The sequence below is a fragment of the Arcobacter sp. CECT 8989 genome (assembly GCF_004116715.1).
Lineage (GTDB): Bacteria > Campylobacterota > Campylobacteria > Campylobacterales > Arcobacteraceae > Halarcobacter.
This window is the reverse complement of sequence record NZ_PDKE01000017.1, coordinates 37,806-53,613: the sequence shown is the minus strand read 5'-3', so window position 1 is coordinate 53,613 and position 15,808 is coordinate 37,806. Positions and strand designations below refer to the sequence as shown.

Here is a 15,808-nt window from a genome sequence, read left to right as displayed (position 1 = left end):
TTGAATTAGAAACATACTGTATCGATGCCTTGTCTTATTTAATTAAAAATTATACAGTAGTTGGAAAACAGTTAGATAGTCACTTCAACAATAATATAGTTATTTCTAAAAGTATAGAATTGATAAACGATACTTTATACAACTCCCCAAGTTTAGATGAACTATCAACTAATATAGGATTGAGTAAATATCATTTTATACGGATATTTAAAGAAGAAATTGGATTAACTCCTCATCAATATATAATAAATAAAAAAGTTGAAAATGCAAGAAAGCTAATTGAGAAAGGTTATAGTATAATTGAGGCATCAATTGAGTCTGGATTTAATGACCAATCTCACTTTAATAGAAACTTCAAACGAATCTTTGATTTTTCTCCTACATGGATAAACAAAAACCGCAACTTTATTCTATACAATAATTACTAACATTAGATAAACTTCTTTTATTAATTAAAAAGAGGCTTTATGACTACAACAAACAAAAACTTATTTTATTTTTTACTTTTTTTAGCAATGATAGGATGGGGAGCTTCTTGGGTAAATATAAAGGTATTAAGTAATTATCTTAACGAGTTTGAAACCATGTTTTTTAGGTTTTTCATAACTGCAATAACAATGGTTCCAATTATAATATTTCTCAAAAAATCATTCAGAATAGATTTTAAAAGTTTTATATGGGTTTTCCTTACATCTATTACATTAATAGGATATATGAAGTATTTTTATTTAGGAACAAAATATGGTACTGCAAGTCTTGGAGGAGCTTTTGTAACAAGTCTAATTCCCATAATTACTTTTTTAATGTTAGCTATTTTAGGAACAAAGAAAATTACAAAAAAAGATCTGATTGCTTTATCCTTAGGAGCAATAGGTGTTATGACCATGTTAGATATTTGGTCTTTTAATCTTGAAGAAGTATTAGTAATACAAAATCTTTACTTTATTTTAGCAGCACTTCTTTGGGCTATAGTAACAATATTAAGCTCTAAGGCATCTAATATTTCGCCAATTGTATTTACATTTTATCTGTATATGGTAATTTGTATTCTAAATATATTTTTCTTTGTAGATTTGGTAAGTATAGACTATTCATCTTTAGATTCAATATTTTGGATTAATATGTTAGTTTTATCGATAGGTGCATCAACTTTCTCAAATACCATTTATTTCTTAGGGATTGAAAAATTAGGTGCAAGTGAAGTAAGTTCATTTATATTTTTAGTTCCTTTTGCAGCAATAACTCTAAGTGGAATATTTTTAAATGAAGTAATTACTCCTTCAATTATTTTAGGAACTTTTTTAACAATTATTGCTGTAAAAATATTAAATAATATAAAATTTCAAAAAAAACATAAATAGAATTAATATATAAAAAAGTTTGTTCATAATAAATAATATTAATTTAAACAAAAAAATTGTTCTTTATGTATATGATTAAAAAACAAACGTCTACTATAAAAATTTTTATTTAGATCTAGATTTTTCTAAAACTTTTTGAATTTGTTCATTAATAGTACTTACTTGTGCATTTAATCCTGAAACTTTTTCCATAAGTACTTTTATTTCTTCTTCACTTGCCTCTGCCATTTTTGACATAAACTGAGCTATTTGTTTTTGTAGTTCTTGTAGTTTTTTATATAACATTTCAAGAGATCCTAATTCATCAGAAGATTCACTTTTTTTTACTCTTTTCTTATCATTTTTTATATTTTCTTCTGTTTCATCAATTTCATTTTTTAATTTAAAAAAATTTTCTGTTGAAACATTTTCAATACTATTAGTCGGAATAATAAGCAAATTATTAGAGCTACCGTTAGTGTGATTTTTTAATGTACTTTTTTCTACAGTATTTATTTCTTTACTTTCTATATTTTTATTACTAAATAAATATATTTCTTGATTATTAGTAAAATTAATTTTCATTGATTTCTCTTTTTTTTAGAAATTAATCTAATTTTTATAATTGTTTAATTTTAACATTATTTAATTTAAAAGATAGAAATAATTTATTTTTTAGTTTTTCTCATTTTATAATTATTTTATTTCTATTTAAAATTTAAACTAATTCAAATCAAGTAAAGCCTTACCTTGAATATAAAGAGACAGTAAACTTCTAGACCACTCACCATATACAACTACTAAGCTTGAATTGATGCTCCATGTATCTACAATAGTATCAATAATTTGTTTTTTGCTGGATGCATTATATTATCTGTATATACTATTGCTAGTAACTCAATTAAAATGATTTTTTTATACTCTTTATCTGTTCTTTTAGGGAAAACTACATTACTTTACAATCCTTCAAATATATGAGATAAATAGTAAATTCAACACAAAGGATTTATTATGAATGTAGGATATGCAAGAGTTTCAACTTCTAGTCAAAATCTTGAGAATCAAATTGATCAACTCAAGAGTTCAGGCTGTGAAAAGATCTTCTCAGAAAAAAGATCAGGAAAGAATGAAGCATATCGTGAACAGTTTAATATTATGATGGATTTTGTAAGAGAAGGTGATGTACTTTATATTACAAAACTTGACAGATTAGCAAGGTCTGTAATAGACCTTCATAATATTGCAAAGTTTTTAGAGAGCAAAGATGTAAATCTTAGAGTATTACATCAAAATATTGATACTACATCTCCAGCAGGTAGACTATTATTTACTATGTTAGATGCTATTGCAGAATTTGAACGTGATTTAATAAATGAACGTGTCAAAGAAGGAATTGAAGCTGCAAAGAAAAAAGGTGTTCAATTTGGTAGAAAAGCTATTCTTAGTACTAAAGAAAAGAATATCATATTCAAACAGCATGAAAAAGGAAAATCTGTTGCATTCTTATCAAAGATTTTTCATGTAGCTCGTAATACAATCTATAGAGCGATTCAAGATGTAGCTAAAAAGAAGAGGTTATAAGAGTATTTTAACTATTTATGATCTAACGTTTAGCTAAGGGGGGGGGTGGCAAGTGATTTATCCCGAAACTGATTTAGCATTTATAAGTTTTGATTCAATTTTGAGTTTGGCAAACAGCATAGCCTCTTGCCGTTCCTCTTGAGGGCTGTGTTAGGCTTTTCTTTGTACTAATTATTTTTAATTTTCAACCAAATTGTTTTTACAAACACTAACAATAATCCAAGAGCTCCAAAGATTAAGCTAAAAAGGCCAAGTGGCATAAACCAACTTTCTTGCAAAAAATTATTGTGATCAACAAATTGATAAAAATTAGTTTCAAGATAAAGAAAGATTATCCCTATGGTAAAAAGATTAACGCTAAATAATAATAATTTATTCTTTTTCATTTTTTTTCAGTTCGATATGTTCAACATAAATATGCAAAACATTACTTGCAGCTGGCTTTACATTAAACACAGGGAATGTATTTTGTTCTTCATCGGCAAGGGTTATTATAGGTAAACTACCAAAATGATTTGATTGTGGATTCAAGTCTAACTCTATAATTTTATTTTCTGTTAATTCTATAACAATAGAATTTGCATCTATTTTATTTCTTGTTCCATCATCATTTATTGTAAATGCCTTATATTTCTTCATTTGAATATTCTCCATTTTTTGGTTTTAGTGCCTAACTATTTATTGAATATATATTATAGATCAAAGAACCTAAAAATGAACAAATAACATGTACAAAAAGTGTTGTATATCAAAACATCTACAAACACCTTAAATAAGGTATTTTTGTAGATGTTACTATAAAAAAACATTAGAGATTGAGATGTTTCTTAAATAAATTTTAAGTATATGATATGCTTTTAATGTATGTTTAATGTGGATATTTAGATGATAATAATACATAATGTATGTATATTAAGGTGATATCGTAATTAACCTGCAAATGTTAAATATATTAAGAGGATTAATGTGGACAGAAAATTGCTACAAAGATGAGTTATAAAGACAAGTTCAACAACCTGTACTTTTGGAGCATGTTCCAAATTTCAAGTCTTTTTGGGAAAAGATTATCCAAAATTTTGTGTCCTAAAAACTAGTTCTTTTTTTTAAATTTATAATTTTTATTTAAAATAATTAGTGATAGTAGTCTAAGGTTATTAGATTCAGCATAATCAATATTGATAGAAAAGAATAAGAGTGTTTCTATTTGAAGCAAAAAAATTGAGTTTAATCTCACTTCTATGCTTGTGTAAAACAAGTGAATTTCACTTGTTTTACACAATTATAGGTAGTTCTGGACTAGCACGTCTTGATAGCCAAACTGGACCATTATTTGTGATAAGTACATTCTCTTCATGCACCATCTCTTTTCCTTCTAAATATTCCATTCCAGGTTCTAGTGTTATTACAACCCCTTCTTCTAATTTAGTATTATCATTTATTGTGTTTGATGGCCATTCAGTTAGTTGCATACCTAAACCATGACCTAATCTTCCAACAGAGTTACTTAATGCACCGCCTTCTTGCATAACTTTATTCATAGCATTAAATACGTCTGATGTTGTATTTCCTACTTTACAAGCATCAAAACCTGCATCAGTAGCTTTAAATACTACTTCGTAAGCTTTTTTTGCTTCATCACTTGCGTAACCAAAAGCGTAATTTCTGTCAAAATCACAGAAGTAACTATCAAAAACACAACCTGTATCAATGATAAAAATATCTCCATTTTCTAAAATCCTCTCACTTGGACCCATAATAATAGAACCATATCCTCCCTGACCAGAACCAGAGATCAAATAAGGGAAATCATCAACACCTAAAGATAAAAGGTGATTTTTAAATCTCTGACAATTAGCTCTTTCACTTTCACCTACTTTTAGTAAGCTTGGTAAATCCTCAAATCCTTGAGAAGCTACATCACAAATATATTTAATTTTTTCAATTTCTGCAGGAGATTTTACATATCTTACATATCTTAAAATTTTTGTTGCATCTTTGATATTTATACCATCAAGATTTGAGATTAGTTTATTATAATCCCCAAGTGGCATTCTAAGATTACTCTCATGCCCCTGTGGAATTCCTAATGTTTTAAATCTCTTCATCAAAGCTTTAATATTTAGTGTCAATAAAGATATACCTTCATCTTCAGGATTTGGAGATGTCCATGTTTGAATATCTTCAACCCATGTATCTCTCATACCACTCTCACCAATTACAGGAATAATTGCTTTTGGTTTTTCATCAAGTGGGATTAACACAAACCATGGTCTTGTAGGACTTTCAAAAAACTGAGTTTTAAAGCCTGTGTAATACTCTATATCTACTTGTGTTGTTAAAAGAATTGCATCCATTTGTTCATCAAACATTAATTTTTGAATCTTTCCTAGTCTTCTTTCATATTCCGCTTTTTCAAAGCCTCTTTTTGGTACTTCTAACATATTATTTACCTTTTAGCATTCTCACATAAACAGATGGAATTGCTGCATATAAAGCAGCACATAAAATTAAATCTGCTTTTTTTACTTCTTCATTTGGAGCATGAGCAAATTTTAATTCACCTGGACCATATCCAATAACTGGAATATTGTGCTCACCCATAATAGATACACCATTTGTTGAAAATGGCCAAATATCAATTACTGCTTCTTTACCAAATAAGTTTTTATAAGCCTTTGCTACACTTTGTGTAACATCGTGTGTTTCTTCCATTTTCCAAGGTTTAAATGAACACTCTTGTCCATACTCTAAACCTGTATATGATGGTTCATCATAGTTATAAATAGAAACCTCAGCATCTGCCATTTTAACTGCCGGTAAGTTTCTAATTTCTTGAAGTGCATCTTCAGGTTTTTCACCCCAAGTTAGACGTCTGTCAATAGAAATAGTACACGAATCAGAAACTGCACATCTTGATGGTGAAGTTGAGCTAATCTCAGATACTGTTAAACACCCTTTTCCAAGTAAATCATCTACAAGTAAGTTCTCATTTAAAGCTCTTAACTCTTGCAAAATTCCTGACATTTTATAGATGGCATTATCACCTTTGTGAGGAATTGAACCATGTGCAGATGTTCCATAAGTTGTAACAGAAATCTCCATTCTTCCTTTTTGAGCTCTACAGATTTTTCCATCACTTGGCTCTGCAAGAAGTACAAACTCAGGTCTGATATTTTGCTCTTCAATCATATATTTCCAAGATAATCCATCACAATCCTCTTCTGCAACCGAAGCAGAAACAAGTAAAGTAAAATCATCTTTAATATCTAAATCAGTGATAATCTTCGCTGCATATACAATAGAAGCAATCGCTCCTTTCATATCAGTTGTACCACGACCTATGATTCTGTTTTCATCTTCAAAACCTTCATATGGGTCATAATCCCAGTTCTCAAGGTTTCCAGCTCCAACTACATCTAAGTGTCCATCCATTGCTATTAAATGTTTTCCCGTTCCAATATAAGCTAAAATATTTCCCATTGGGTCTATATCTATTTTATTAAAGCCAAGCTTTTTCATTTCATCAATAGTACATTTTGCAGCCAAAGATTCATCTCCTGAACCACCTGGACATCTAACTAAATCTCTTGTGAATCTATAAATATCTTCTTTATAAAATTGGGCTCTTTGTTTTATTTGCTCAAAAGGAATACCTTCAAATATTTTTTCCATTTTATTTTCCTCTATGCCTTACTTAAGACTTCTTGTGAACTTTTACCTACAAGTTCAGTATAAATTTGCTCATCAGTATCACCCTCAGTTCCTAAAAATAAAACTTTAGAGTTTTCATCTAATTGTAAAATTTTTCTATACTCTTCATCAAACTGAGTAATCATAAAGCCAGCAAGACCTGCAACTGCTGACTCCCCTGCAACAACAGGATTAGGTAAAGACGCTAAATATTTCATAGTTTCAGCAATTGGTTCATCTGGAATAGAGAAAAATGCTTTTGTTGTATGTTCTAAAATTTTCCAAGCCAATAATGATACTTCTCCACAAGAAAGACCTGCCATAACCGTGTCTAAATCTCCATGAACTACAGTTGGTTCACCATTTCTTGCACTTTGTAGTAAACAATCTGCATTTGTTGGTTCTATCATTACAAAGATTGGTGAGTTTTCTCCATAAGTTTCGTGAATAAATGACACAACTGCTGCTGCCATTCCACCAACACCACCTTGTAAAAATACGTGGGTTGGTTTCTCACCCATTTGTCTTAAAGCCTCATCTACCATTATTGTGTAACCTTGCATTACATCTTTTGGAACTTCTGTATATCCTTCATAAGATGTATCAGAAACTGTAAAAAATCCTTTTTCATTTGCTACTCTTGAAGCTTCATGAACTGAATCATCATAATTACCCTCAATTCTATGCATAATTGCACCATATTTAGCAATCTCTTTTTCTCTTGTAACACTTACATGACTATGAATAAAAATCTCACAATTACAACCAAAAATAGAAGCACCCCAAGCTACTGATTTACCATGGTTTCCATCAGTTGCACAAGAAACAGTTATCTTACTAGTAATATCTTTGTATTTACCACTTAATAAATCTTTTGAATTTGCTTCAATTCCTTGCTCTTTTAATTTATTTATTAAAAGATTAGCAACAGCGTAAGCTCCACCTAGAGCTTTAAAGCTTTTTAGTGAAAATCTATAGTGTTCATTTTTATAATATAATTTTGAAACTCCTGTTTGTTTTGCTAAATCATCTAAACTAACAAGAGGTGTTTGCTCAAAACCATCCCAAGAAGTAATCTCTTTTGAAGCTTTTTCAAAACCTTCAAGGCTTAAAATATCTTGATGTTTATACTCCTCAACTCTTAAATTTTTTGTATTATCAAAAAGTTCCGTTTGCTCTAAATATTTTTTAAAATTGTTTATCATAATTGTTTTCCTTTTTTATTAAATTTAATTTTTTATTTATCAAATGCTAAATCTCTTAAAAATAGCGCTGTGTCAGGGAAGAAAATCAAAATCGCTGACATTAATACTAAGATTAAGAAAAATGGTAAAATTCCACTAATTACTTGCATATATGATTTTTTAAACACTGCTATTGCAGTAAAAATATCACATCCAAATGGTGGTGTAGCAGAACCAATTGCCATTTGTAAAGTAATTACAACTCCTACTAAAACTGGGTCAATTCCTGAACTATCAATAATAGGCATAAATACAGGTGTTAAAACAAGTAATACAACTATTGAATCAACAAACATACATCCAATTACAAAAGCAAGAGAAATTACAAACAAAATAAACTCAGGACTTGCATTTTCTAAATCAAGAGCTCCCAGTAACTCTTGAGGTATCATTTCAAAAGAGATATACCAAGAAAAAGCCTGTCCTGCACCAACTAAAATAAATACAACTGCTGTAATAAGACCTGTACTTAATGATGAATCAATTAAATCATTTATTCCAAGTTTTTTATAAATAATCACTTCTAAAATAATTGCATATAAAACAGAAAATGCTGCTGCTTCTGTTGGAGTAAAAGCTCCACTATAAATTCCACCTACTATTAATACAGGGAAACCTAAAGGTAAAATAGCTTTTTTTACTGCTTTAAATCTTCCTTTCCAATCAACTTTAGGAGCAAGAGCAATACTATCTTGGTGAACTATTGAATATATATAACAATAAACAGAGAATAAACCTGCTAATACAATTCCAGGACCAATTCCTGCAATAAATAACTCAGCAATATTTGCATTTGCTAAAACTCCAAATAAGATTAATCCGATACTAGGTGGTATTAACCAAGCAATGTCACTTGCATTTATAATAAGTCCTAAAATAAAACTATCTTTATACCCTGCTTTTAAAAGTTTTGGTCTCATAATAGTACCTACTGAAACAACTGTAGCTTGAGTTGAACCTGAAACAGAACCAAATAAAGTACAAGCTAAACAAGTTGTTATTGGTAAACCACCTCTATAGTGTCCTATAAAAACCTCAATTAAGTCCAATAATCTATTTGCTGTGTGACCTCTTGTCATAATATCAGCTGCAAAAATAAACATAGGAATTGCGATTAAAGCATTTGGTGTAATCCCTGTAATCATCTGCTGTATGATATTTTGTAAAGGTAAATCAGAAAAATGTAAAAAACCTATCATTGTAGCTATTGTTAAAGGCACAACCATTGGAAAACTTAAAAACAATAAAATTACCATTACACTTAAAAGCGTAAATGTAATTACATATACATCAAGCTCACCATTTATTACATTTTGAAAAAATTCTAACATGCTTGATCCTTTAAGTCTGTATCTTTTTGCTCAATTACATCATAAGAAAGATATATTTCTTCATATAATAAGTTTTGAACAAATCTGATAAAAAATTGTAACCCAGCCATAAAAAAGCCTATTGGAACTATCATATAAACTAAATACATTTCAATTTGGAGTGCAGGACTTTGCCTATTCATGCCCTTTAGTTGTAATACATACTGTAAAGCTTCATAAGCTAATAAAAACATTAAAAAAGACGTACAAATAGCAATTATTATCATAAGAGCTTTCTTTTTCTTATGACTTAAAGAATCATATATTGCTGTCATTCTTATATTTCTTCCATTTCTTACAGCATAAGCTAGACCAATAAATGTTACTGACACCATTAAAAATTGATTTAATTCCTCAGAAAAATATATACTTTGATTAAAGATATATCTTCCTAAAGCATTTGCTGTTGTATTTATCATCATAAGCATAATAGATAAAGCTAAAATAACTTTTTCTATTTTTGCTGTAAGAGAATTTACTTTTGCTAAAATATTTTTCATCTTATCTTTCTTTCTCTAAGATTGAACCAAAGCCATAAATAGGCTTTTTATACTTTGCTAACCTTAGAATATCCCAAGCCATAACTTGGTTACTTGTTAAAATTGTTTTTCCAGTAATCTTTTCTAACTCATCTATATATCTGCAAATATTAATATTTGTACAAGAAACAAATATAGTTTTTACATCTTCATTTTTAGCCATATCAATTACTGCATTTTTTACAGAAGCAGGAGTTATAATAGGAACTAAGTTATCATTTGGATTATTAAACGTAGCCACATCTACAGCTTTAATATCAGGTAACATCCCATCAACAATTCCTTGTGTAACTTCTAAACTATAAGGAGTAATAACTCCTAACTCATCTATATCTAAAAATTTACAAATACTTTTAATAGCACTATAAGGATTTGTAACTTCATCTATTTGTCTATTTAAATCGCTATTTTTAATGATTTTAGAAACCTCATCTTCACCTATTGTCATAGACGCAGATGTACATGAAAAAGCAACCACATCAAGTTTCATACCAGGAACGATAGAGTTTGTAGCGCTTGATAATTGATTTTTAACTTGCATTAAAACTTCTGGACTTAATTCAACTGAATCTAACATAACTCTAGATGGAAAATAAAGTATTCCTGTATCTTTAAAAATTGCTTCAAACTCATATAAAGTTATTTGATCTGTTGCTAAAAGAATTAAACCTACTTTTCCATTATATGAAATTTGATTATCTAACTCTTTTTCTAAGATTCTAATTTCCATATTTAACCTTTTATAGCCCCAAAGGGGCTTATACTAATGTCTTTTTTCAGCTTCTTTTACTTCTTGGATTAAATCACTTAGAATCTCTTTAGCTTCTTTTTTTGCTTGTTCTTTTTTTCCATTTGGATATGCTTTAGCGACAACATCTAAGAAAGTCCCATGAAGAGATTTACTTAACTCTTTAAATCTTGCTCTTTCTTCTTGCGTTAAAGTTATAAGTTTTAACTCAGGATTTTCTTTTAACATTTTTTGAGTGTTTTCTTTGTTAATTCTTTTTTGATATTCAAAGGCTGCTTTATTAGCTGCTTTAATTGCTTTTTGAATAATCGCTTGTTTTTCAGGTGTTTGTTTTGCATACCATTTTGCGTTTGTCGAAATTGTTCCTATATAAGGCTGTTGTCCTGGGAACATAATATATTTTTGAACCATGTGCCATTTTGCATTATAGATGAAATACATAGGATTTACCATTCCATCAATTGTTCCTAATTGTAAAGAAGAATAAACCTCTCCCCATGATAAAGGTGTTGGAACAGCTCCAAAAGTTTTGTATGTTTCAACAGGAATTGTTGAAGTAAATGTTCTTATTTTTTGACCTGCAAAATCTTCTGGAGTTCTAATAGGTTTATTTGCACCCCATGCCATTTCACCTTCACTTATCATAGAAAGTAGTTTTAAATTTGCTTTTTCAAATTTAGGCGCTAAATCTTCATAAATAGTTTTACTTGTAGTTAAAACTTCATAAGCTGCATTTTCATTATTTGTTAATACATAAGGGATTGAGATTGCTTGAACTTCAGGTACATAAGAACCTAAATGTCCAGTTCCAACTGATACAAATTGAATTGAACCGTTTGAAGTTAGTTCAACAATATCATTTTCACCACCAAGTTGCCCATAGTAATAGATTCTAACTTTAATTTTTCCATTAGATTCTTTTTTAACTACTTTAGCAAACTCTTGAGCATAGATATCTTGAACATCTTTTTTTGATTCTTCACTTGCAAACTTCCATGTCTCTGCACTTAAACTTACTGCACCTAATAATAACGCACACGCTGTACTTAAAATTTTATTTCTAAACATATCTCTTCCTTTATAGTTTATATATTGAAAGTATACGCCCTCTTAACTTAAAATATACTTAAGATATATTTTAAGTATATTTTAAGTATATGTAGTTTTTTTATTCTATAATTAAAGTAGTTATAAAGGTATGAGAATATTGATTTAATAAAATCCCTAATAAAAAATATTAGGGACCCAGCTTAATTATTTATTATATAGAGTGAATTCGAGTAAACTCTTCAAGATAGTCTAGTAGATCATCAACAGCTTTTTTTGCAACTTCTTTATTTTCATTTAATACTGCTTCTAAAATTGCCTTATGTAACCTTTGTCCATCTAAATGGTCTTCTTTTTTTGCATAAAAATACCAAAACCTATGAGATAAACCTTGAACATTTCTAAGTTCCTCATATATAAACTGATTCTTAGAACATTTAGCAAGTACTTTATGTCTTTGTTTTAACCAATATAAAAACTCAACATCATCTTGATCATCCACAATATCTAAAAGCTCTTGTAATGCTTTTTTATCTAATTCAGTTAATCTATCAATTGCTTTATCAACACACAACTGTAAGATTGCACGTCTAACTTCTAAAAGTTGAAGCTGTGTTGAACCACTCATTTCAGGAATCAATACTCCAATTCTTGAAACATTAACCAAAGATTCATTTGCCAACATTCGTAAAGCTTCTCTTACAGGAGTTCTTCCTGCTCCAACCATTTCAGAGATTTCTGCTTCTGTTAAAACTGTCCCTGGTTCTATTTCACAAAAAACAATTAAATCTTCAAGTTTTTCATAAACCTGTTCAGTCATTGTTTTATTCTTATCTCTTTTTAGTTTATTTTTCATAATCTGCCACCCAAGATATATTTTATATATTATAGTATAGTTAATCTAAATTGTATTTTAAATATATTTAAGATATATTTTACATATATTTAAAAAAAGGAGAAAATATGTCACTACATCTTAAAGCTATACTCATTACATCACTTGGTGTATTACTTATGAGTTTAGAATCATTACTAATCAAACTTACATCAATTAGTGCATTAACCTTTTCTTTTTATGTTGGTATTTTTATGTTTATAAGTATCAATACTATTTTATTAGTACAAAAAAAAGAAAAAATAGTATTTGTTTATAAAGAAGGGTTTAAACCTGTACTATTATGTGGATTTTTATTTGGGGTATCAAATATCTTTTTTATTAATGCTATAAAAACTACAACAGTAGCAAATACTGTGATGATTTTTGCTTCTGCTCCACTTTTTTCAGCTTTATTCACATACCTTTTATATAAACAAAAATCTAAAAAAAATATATTTGTCGCATCATTCTTTATATTTATTGGTCTATTTATTATCTTCTTATCGCAGCTTGGGAGTGGTGATTTTATTTGAAATATCTATGCACTTATTTGTGTTAATTTATTTGCTTTATCTTTTGTAATATTATCTCAATACAAAAGTGCAGACCGTTTTGCAATCACAGCTTTTGCATGATTTGCAAGTGCTGTTGTTTCTTTTTTCTTAGCTAAAAACTTTACATTTGATTTAAATACGCTTTTTATATTGATAATTGCAGGTATGTTTGTATCTCCAATATCTAGAGTTTTAATGGGAATAGGAACAAAAGAATTACCAGCAAGTGAAGTAAGTTTACTTATGATTATAGAAACTATTATGGCCCCTATATGGGTTTGGATTGTATTAAAAGAGATACCTGCAAATAGTACTTTTGTTGGAGGAGCTATCATATTAATAACACTCCTCATCAACTCTATTTATCTATTAATAAGTACCTGTATAACTATTTATATTCTTAGTACAAAGAGATATTGAAAACTTATTATGAAATATTAGATTTTTCAAGAGTTATATTAGTAAACTTATAAGAGAGTGTAAAACTTTTATCATCAAAAAATGGTTTATAAAACTAAGGGTATTGCTTCAGGAAATATGCTCCTTTACGTCCCTCTTTTATGTCAGGATGTGGGTTAATTAAAAAAATTAGCTCCTGAGTATTCATTATTTTTATAACTAATCAAGTAATCATCAACAATTTTTAATTTTAAACTTTTGGATCATCCTCTATGAATTTTTATTAATATTTTAAGTGAAGAGAAAACTCCTCCGTCAATGAAGTTTGTAGTATTAGGAATAGAACCTTTATCCCTTTTGTACGTGAATAGATAAGATAAATTTCTTTTAATACCTTTGTATGCTGAAACAAGTTTTTTATGAGTAAAAGATATGCTTCCAGTTTCTGGATGAATTGTAGTTTCATCTAAAAAGTTTTTATGTTTTAAATACTAAGCATTTAGAACTTTTGATCTGTTGACAGAAAATAGGATAAATAATAAACTATAAAAATACAAATGCAACAACCTGTTTTTTTGGAACTTTTAACTAAAACTTAAAATCGTGTTCATAATATAAAGATATCCTAAGAGGGAATTACCCCTTTTAATTATGAATATAAAGTATTGATAATACTTATAATTGTGTATGCTATCTCTAATAATTTATGAAGAATATCAAAAAGTTTAAACATTATTAATCCACATCTCCACCAAAATAAAATTACCTTAAACAATTTCCTTCAAACTCAATAATCCAAATAATTTTAACCATTTAATTTTTGATTCATTCTGTCACATTTAGCGTCACAAAAGTAAAATTGAATAACCTTCTATCAAAAAATAGAAGGTTATCTATGAAACTAAAAGAAATAATAAAAGATTTTAAATTTCATTGTGAATATGAAAAGAACTTAAGTACTAAAACTTTGCAAGCCTATAAAATAGATTTAAACAATTTTTAAATTTTAAAGACTACAAAAATATTGATATTAACAATTTTGATAAGTATAAACTAAAAGACTACATACAGAATTTATATATACAAGAGTTTAAAGCAAAAACAATAAAAAGAAAAATAGCTGTATTAAAAGCTTTATTTTCTTATTTAGAATTTGAAGAGATAATTTTAGTAAGTCCTTTTAGAAAAATGAGAGTAGCCATAAAAGAGCCTAAAAACCTACCCAATACAATTCAATTAAGAGAAATAAAAAAGGTTTTAAAATATCTATACAGACAAAAAGAGCAGTTTGAAGATAAAAATATTTATAGCTATAAAGCATTAGTAAGAGATATAGGAATAATAGAAATTCTTTTTACTACAGGGATTAGAGTATCTGAAGTTTGCAATATTAAAAGGGAAAATATTAATTTACAAACAGGAATTATAATAATACAAGGAAAAGGGAACAAAGAAAGGGTAATACAAATATGTGATAGTGAAGTAAAAAAAACACTAAAAGAATATATAAATTTATTTGCTAATCAACTGAAAGAAAATGAATATTTTTTAATAAATAGATTAGGCAATCAAATATTAGAACAATCAGTAAGATTGATGATAAAAAAATATCAAAAAGAATCTGGAGTTCAAAAACATATTACTCCTCATATGTTTAGACATAGTTTTGCAACTTTACTTTTAGAAGAAGGTGTAGATATACGATATATTCAGCATATGTTAGTGTAAGCCTCCCCAAATATTCACCTTCAATACTAATAGGTTTTTCTTTTGGAACTAAGACTTTATATCCTACAGGTAGACTCTTTGCTTCTTCTAAGGTAAGGTTATTATATTCTAAAAGGTCTATTGAGTTAAAATCAGTCTTTTGCGCTATATGTGAGATAGTTTGTCCTTTTGTTAAAGGGACACTTTCTATTATATTTATATCTCCTGTAACTATATTTGAAGTATCTATTGTAGATATTTTCTCTAAGGTTAAGTTCTCTCCAGTTTGAATTATCTTTAACTCATATGCATTTTCTGGAGCTTCTTTACTGTCATATATTATACTAGGTTCAAGGCTGCTTAATGTTTCAGTTTGTACTGTTCCATCTGCTAAGTAAGTATTTTTAATAACTTCATTATCCACAAATACATCTTGTAAATACTCAGTTACCGTATTAGTGTTAGGGTCTGTTATTAATACTTTCATTTTTCCTGTACTAATAAGTCCTGTTTCTATTTTAATACCATTTTCATCAGTGTAAGTGGTGTAATTTTCTGGAACTTCTATTGATAAATTATAGTCAATTACTATTTCATTTGGATTATTAATATTTTTATAATTAAAATTAAACAAAAGTTCATCAACATTATAATCATGAAAAAGTGACTCATCCAGACCATATGCAATCTCTTTAATTGACATAGATCCTTT

Annotated in this window: 17 protein-coding genes; 6 read left to right on the top strand and 11 right to left on the bottom strand. The window is 28.3% G+C overall.

Annotated features, from left to right (window positions below):
- Nucleotides 1–428 (top strand): AraC family transcriptional regulator (locus CRV02_RS13485; RefSeq protein ID WP_164969012.1); only part of this gene is annotated, 428 nt, incomplete at its 5' end.
- Between the two features lie 39 nt (nucleotides 429–467).
- The gene (locus CRV02_RS13480) at nucleotides 468–1,361 is read left to right on the top strand and encodes a DMT family transporter (protein WP_129090778.1); all 894 of its coding nucleotides are present in this window, start codon (nucleotides 468–470) and stop codon (nucleotides 1,359–1,361) included.
- 105 nt (nucleotides 1,362–1,466) lie between these two features.
- Here CRV02_RS13480 and CRV02_RS13475 read toward each other — a convergent pair whose 3' ends face one another.
- Entirely contained in the window at nucleotides 1,467–1,925 is a 459-nt protein-coding gene (locus tag CRV02_RS13475; RefSeq protein ID WP_129090777.1) for a hypothetical protein, read from the bottom strand.
- Between the two features lie 426 nt (nucleotides 1,926–2,351).
- On the opposite strand from CRV02_RS13475, the gene CRV02_RS13470 reads away from it, so the two are divergent.
- Complete coding sequence (locus CRV02_RS13470; protein ID WP_129090776.1) at nucleotides 2,352–2,921, top strand: recombinase family protein; 570 nt, start codon at nucleotides 2,352–2,354, stop codon at nucleotides 2,919–2,921.
- A gap of 372 nt (nucleotides 2,922–3,293) precedes the next feature.
- Here the strand turns inward: CRV02_RS13470 and CRV02_RS13460 are convergent, their stop codons facing one another.
- From CRV02_RS13460 to CRV02_RS13420, 9 genes are all read right to left on the bottom strand, one after another.
- Entirely contained in the window at nucleotides 3,294–3,560 is a 267-nt protein-coding gene (locus tag CRV02_RS13460) for a hypothetical protein (protein WP_129090774.1), read from the bottom strand.
- Nucleotides 3,561–4,192: 632 nt separating this feature from the next.
- Nucleotides 4,193–5,362, bottom strand: coding sequence for a Xaa-Pro peptidase family protein (locus CRV02_RS13455; RefSeq protein WP_129090773.1), 1,170 nt, complete (start codon nucleotides 5,360–5,362; stop codon nucleotides 4,193–4,195).
- Between the two features lies 1 nt (nucleotide 5,363).
- Nucleotides 5,364–6,593, bottom strand: a complete 1,230-nt coding sequence (locus CRV02_RS13450) for a YgeY family selenium metabolism-linked hydrolase (RefSeq protein WP_258239316.1) — start codon at nucleotides 6,591–6,593, stop codon at nucleotides 5,364–5,366.
- An 11-nt stretch (nucleotides 6,594–6,604) separates the two neighbouring features.
- Entirely contained in the window at nucleotides 6,605–7,816 is a 1,212-nt protein-coding gene (locus CRV02_RS13445) for a diaminopropionate ammonia-lyase (RefSeq protein WP_129090772.1), read from the bottom strand.
- Nucleotides 7,817–7,848: 32 nt separating this feature from the next.
- Nucleotides 7,849–9,186 (bottom strand): TRAP transporter large permease, encoded by a 1,338-nt coding sequence (locus CRV02_RS13440; protein ID WP_129090771.1) that lies wholly within the window; start codon nucleotides 9,184–9,186, stop codon nucleotides 7,849–7,851.
- A complete protein-coding gene (locus tag CRV02_RS13435) occupies nucleotides 9,180–9,725 on the bottom strand; it encodes a TRAP transporter small permease (RefSeq protein ID WP_129090770.1) in 546 nt (181 codons plus the stop codon). Before CRV02_RS13435 ends, CRV02_RS13440 begins: the two co-directional genes overlap by 7 nt.
- A gap of 1 nt (nucleotide 9,726) precedes the next feature.
- Nucleotides 9,727–10,494, bottom strand: a complete 768-nt coding sequence (locus tag CRV02_RS13430) for a hypothetical protein (protein WP_129090769.1) — start codon at nucleotides 10,492–10,494, stop codon at nucleotides 9,727–9,729.
- A gap of 33 nt (nucleotides 10,495–10,527) precedes the next feature.
- A complete protein-coding gene (gene dctP, locus CRV02_RS13425; protein WP_129090768.1) occupies nucleotides 10,528–11,580 on the bottom strand; it encodes a TRAP transporter substrate-binding protein DctP in 1,053 nt (350 codons plus the stop codon).
- A 193-nt stretch (nucleotides 11,581–11,773) separates the two neighbouring features.
- A complete protein-coding gene (locus CRV02_RS13420; RefSeq protein ID WP_129090767.1) occupies nucleotides 11,774–12,415 on the bottom strand; it encodes a GntR family transcriptional regulator in 642 nt (213 codons plus the stop codon).
- Between the two features lie 107 nt (nucleotides 12,416–12,522).
- Here CRV02_RS13420 and CRV02_RS15080 point away from each other — a divergent pair, with 107 nt between their 5' ends.
- The 3 genes from CRV02_RS15080 (at nucleotide 12,523) to CRV02_RS13410 (ending at nucleotide 15,117) form a co-directional block, all read left to right on the top strand.
- Entirely contained in the window at nucleotides 12,523–12,969 is a 447-nt protein-coding gene (locus tag CRV02_RS15080; RefSeq protein ID WP_258239315.1) for an EamA family transporter, read from the top strand.
- A 171-nt stretch (nucleotides 12,970–13,140) separates the two neighbouring features.
- Entirely contained in the window at nucleotides 13,141–13,410 is a 270-nt protein-coding gene (locus CRV02_RS15155; RefSeq protein WP_375137088.1) for a hypothetical protein, read from the top strand.
- Between the two features lie 1,167 nt (nucleotides 13,411–14,577).
- Complete coding sequence (locus tag CRV02_RS13410; RefSeq protein ID WP_129090766.1) at nucleotides 14,578–15,117, top strand: tyrosine-type recombinase/integrase; 540 nt, start codon at nucleotides 14,578–14,580, stop codon at nucleotides 15,115–15,117.
- Here CRV02_RS13410 and CRV02_RS13405 read toward each other — a convergent pair.
- Nucleotides 15,044–15,799: a hypothetical protein gene (locus CRV02_RS13405; protein WP_129090765.1), complete on the bottom strand. Its 756-nt coding sequence runs from the start codon at nucleotides 15,797–15,799 to the stop codon at nucleotides 15,044–15,046. The genes CRV02_RS13410 and CRV02_RS13405 overlap by 74 nt on opposite strands.
- Nucleotides 15,800–15,808 lie beyond the last annotated feature (9 nt).

Bases quoted from the DNA above. Each gene is read 5' to 3' on its own strand.
- CRV02_RS13480 (WP_129090778.1), top strand. From the start codon at position 468: ATGACTACAACAAACAAAAACTTATTTTATTTTTTACTTTTTTTAGCA.
- CRV02_RS13475 (WP_129090777.1), bottom strand. From the start codon at position 1,925: ATGAAAATTAATTTTACTAATAATCAAGAAATATATTTATTTAGTAAT.
- CRV02_RS13470 (WP_129090776.1), top strand. From the start codon at position 2,352: ATGAATGTAGGATATGCAAGAGTTTCAACTTCTAGTCAAAATCTTGAG.
- CRV02_RS13460 (WP_129090774.1), bottom strand. From the start codon at position 3,560: ATGAAGAAATATAAGGCATTTACAATAAATGATGATGGAACAAGAAAT.
- CRV02_RS13455 (WP_129090773.1), bottom strand. From the start codon at position 5,362: ATGTTAGAAGTACCAAAAAGAGGCTTTGAAAAAGCGGAATATGAAAGA.
- CRV02_RS13450 (WP_258239316.1), bottom strand. From the start codon at position 6,593: ATGGAAAAAATATTTGAAGGTATTCCTTTTGAGCAAATAAAACAAAGA.
- CRV02_RS13445 (WP_129090772.1), bottom strand. From the start codon at position 7,816: ATGATAAACAATTTTAAAAAATATTTAGAGCAAACGGAACTTTTTGAT.
- CRV02_RS13440 (WP_129090771.1), bottom strand. From the start codon at position 9,186: ATGTTAGAATTTTTTCAAAATGTAATAAATGGTGAGCTTGATGTATAT.
- CRV02_RS13435 (WP_129090770.1), bottom strand. From the start codon at position 9,725: ATGAAAAATATTTTAGCAAAAGTAAATTCTCTTACAGCAAAAATAGAA.
- CRV02_RS13430 (WP_129090769.1), bottom strand. From the start codon at position 10,494: ATGGAAATTAGAATCTTAGAAAAAGAGTTAGATAATCAAATTTCATAT.
- dctP (WP_129090768.1), bottom strand. From the start codon at position 11,580: ATGTTTAGAAATAAAATTTTAAGTACAGCGTGTGCGTTATTATTAGGT.
- CRV02_RS13420 (WP_129090767.1), bottom strand. From the start codon at position 12,415: ATGAAAAATAAACTAAAAAGAGATAAGAATAAAACAATGACTGAACAG.
- CRV02_RS15080 (WP_258239315.1), top strand. From the start codon at position 12,523: ATGTCACTACATCTTAAAGCTATACTCATTACATCACTTGGTGTATTA.
- CRV02_RS13410 (WP_129090766.1), top strand. From the start codon at position 14,578: ATGAGAGTAGCCATAAAAGAGCCTAAAAACCTACCCAATACAATTCAA.
- CRV02_RS13405 (WP_129090765.1), bottom strand. From the start codon at position 15,799: ATGTCAATTAAAGAGATTGCATATGGTCTGGATGAGTCACTTTTTCAT.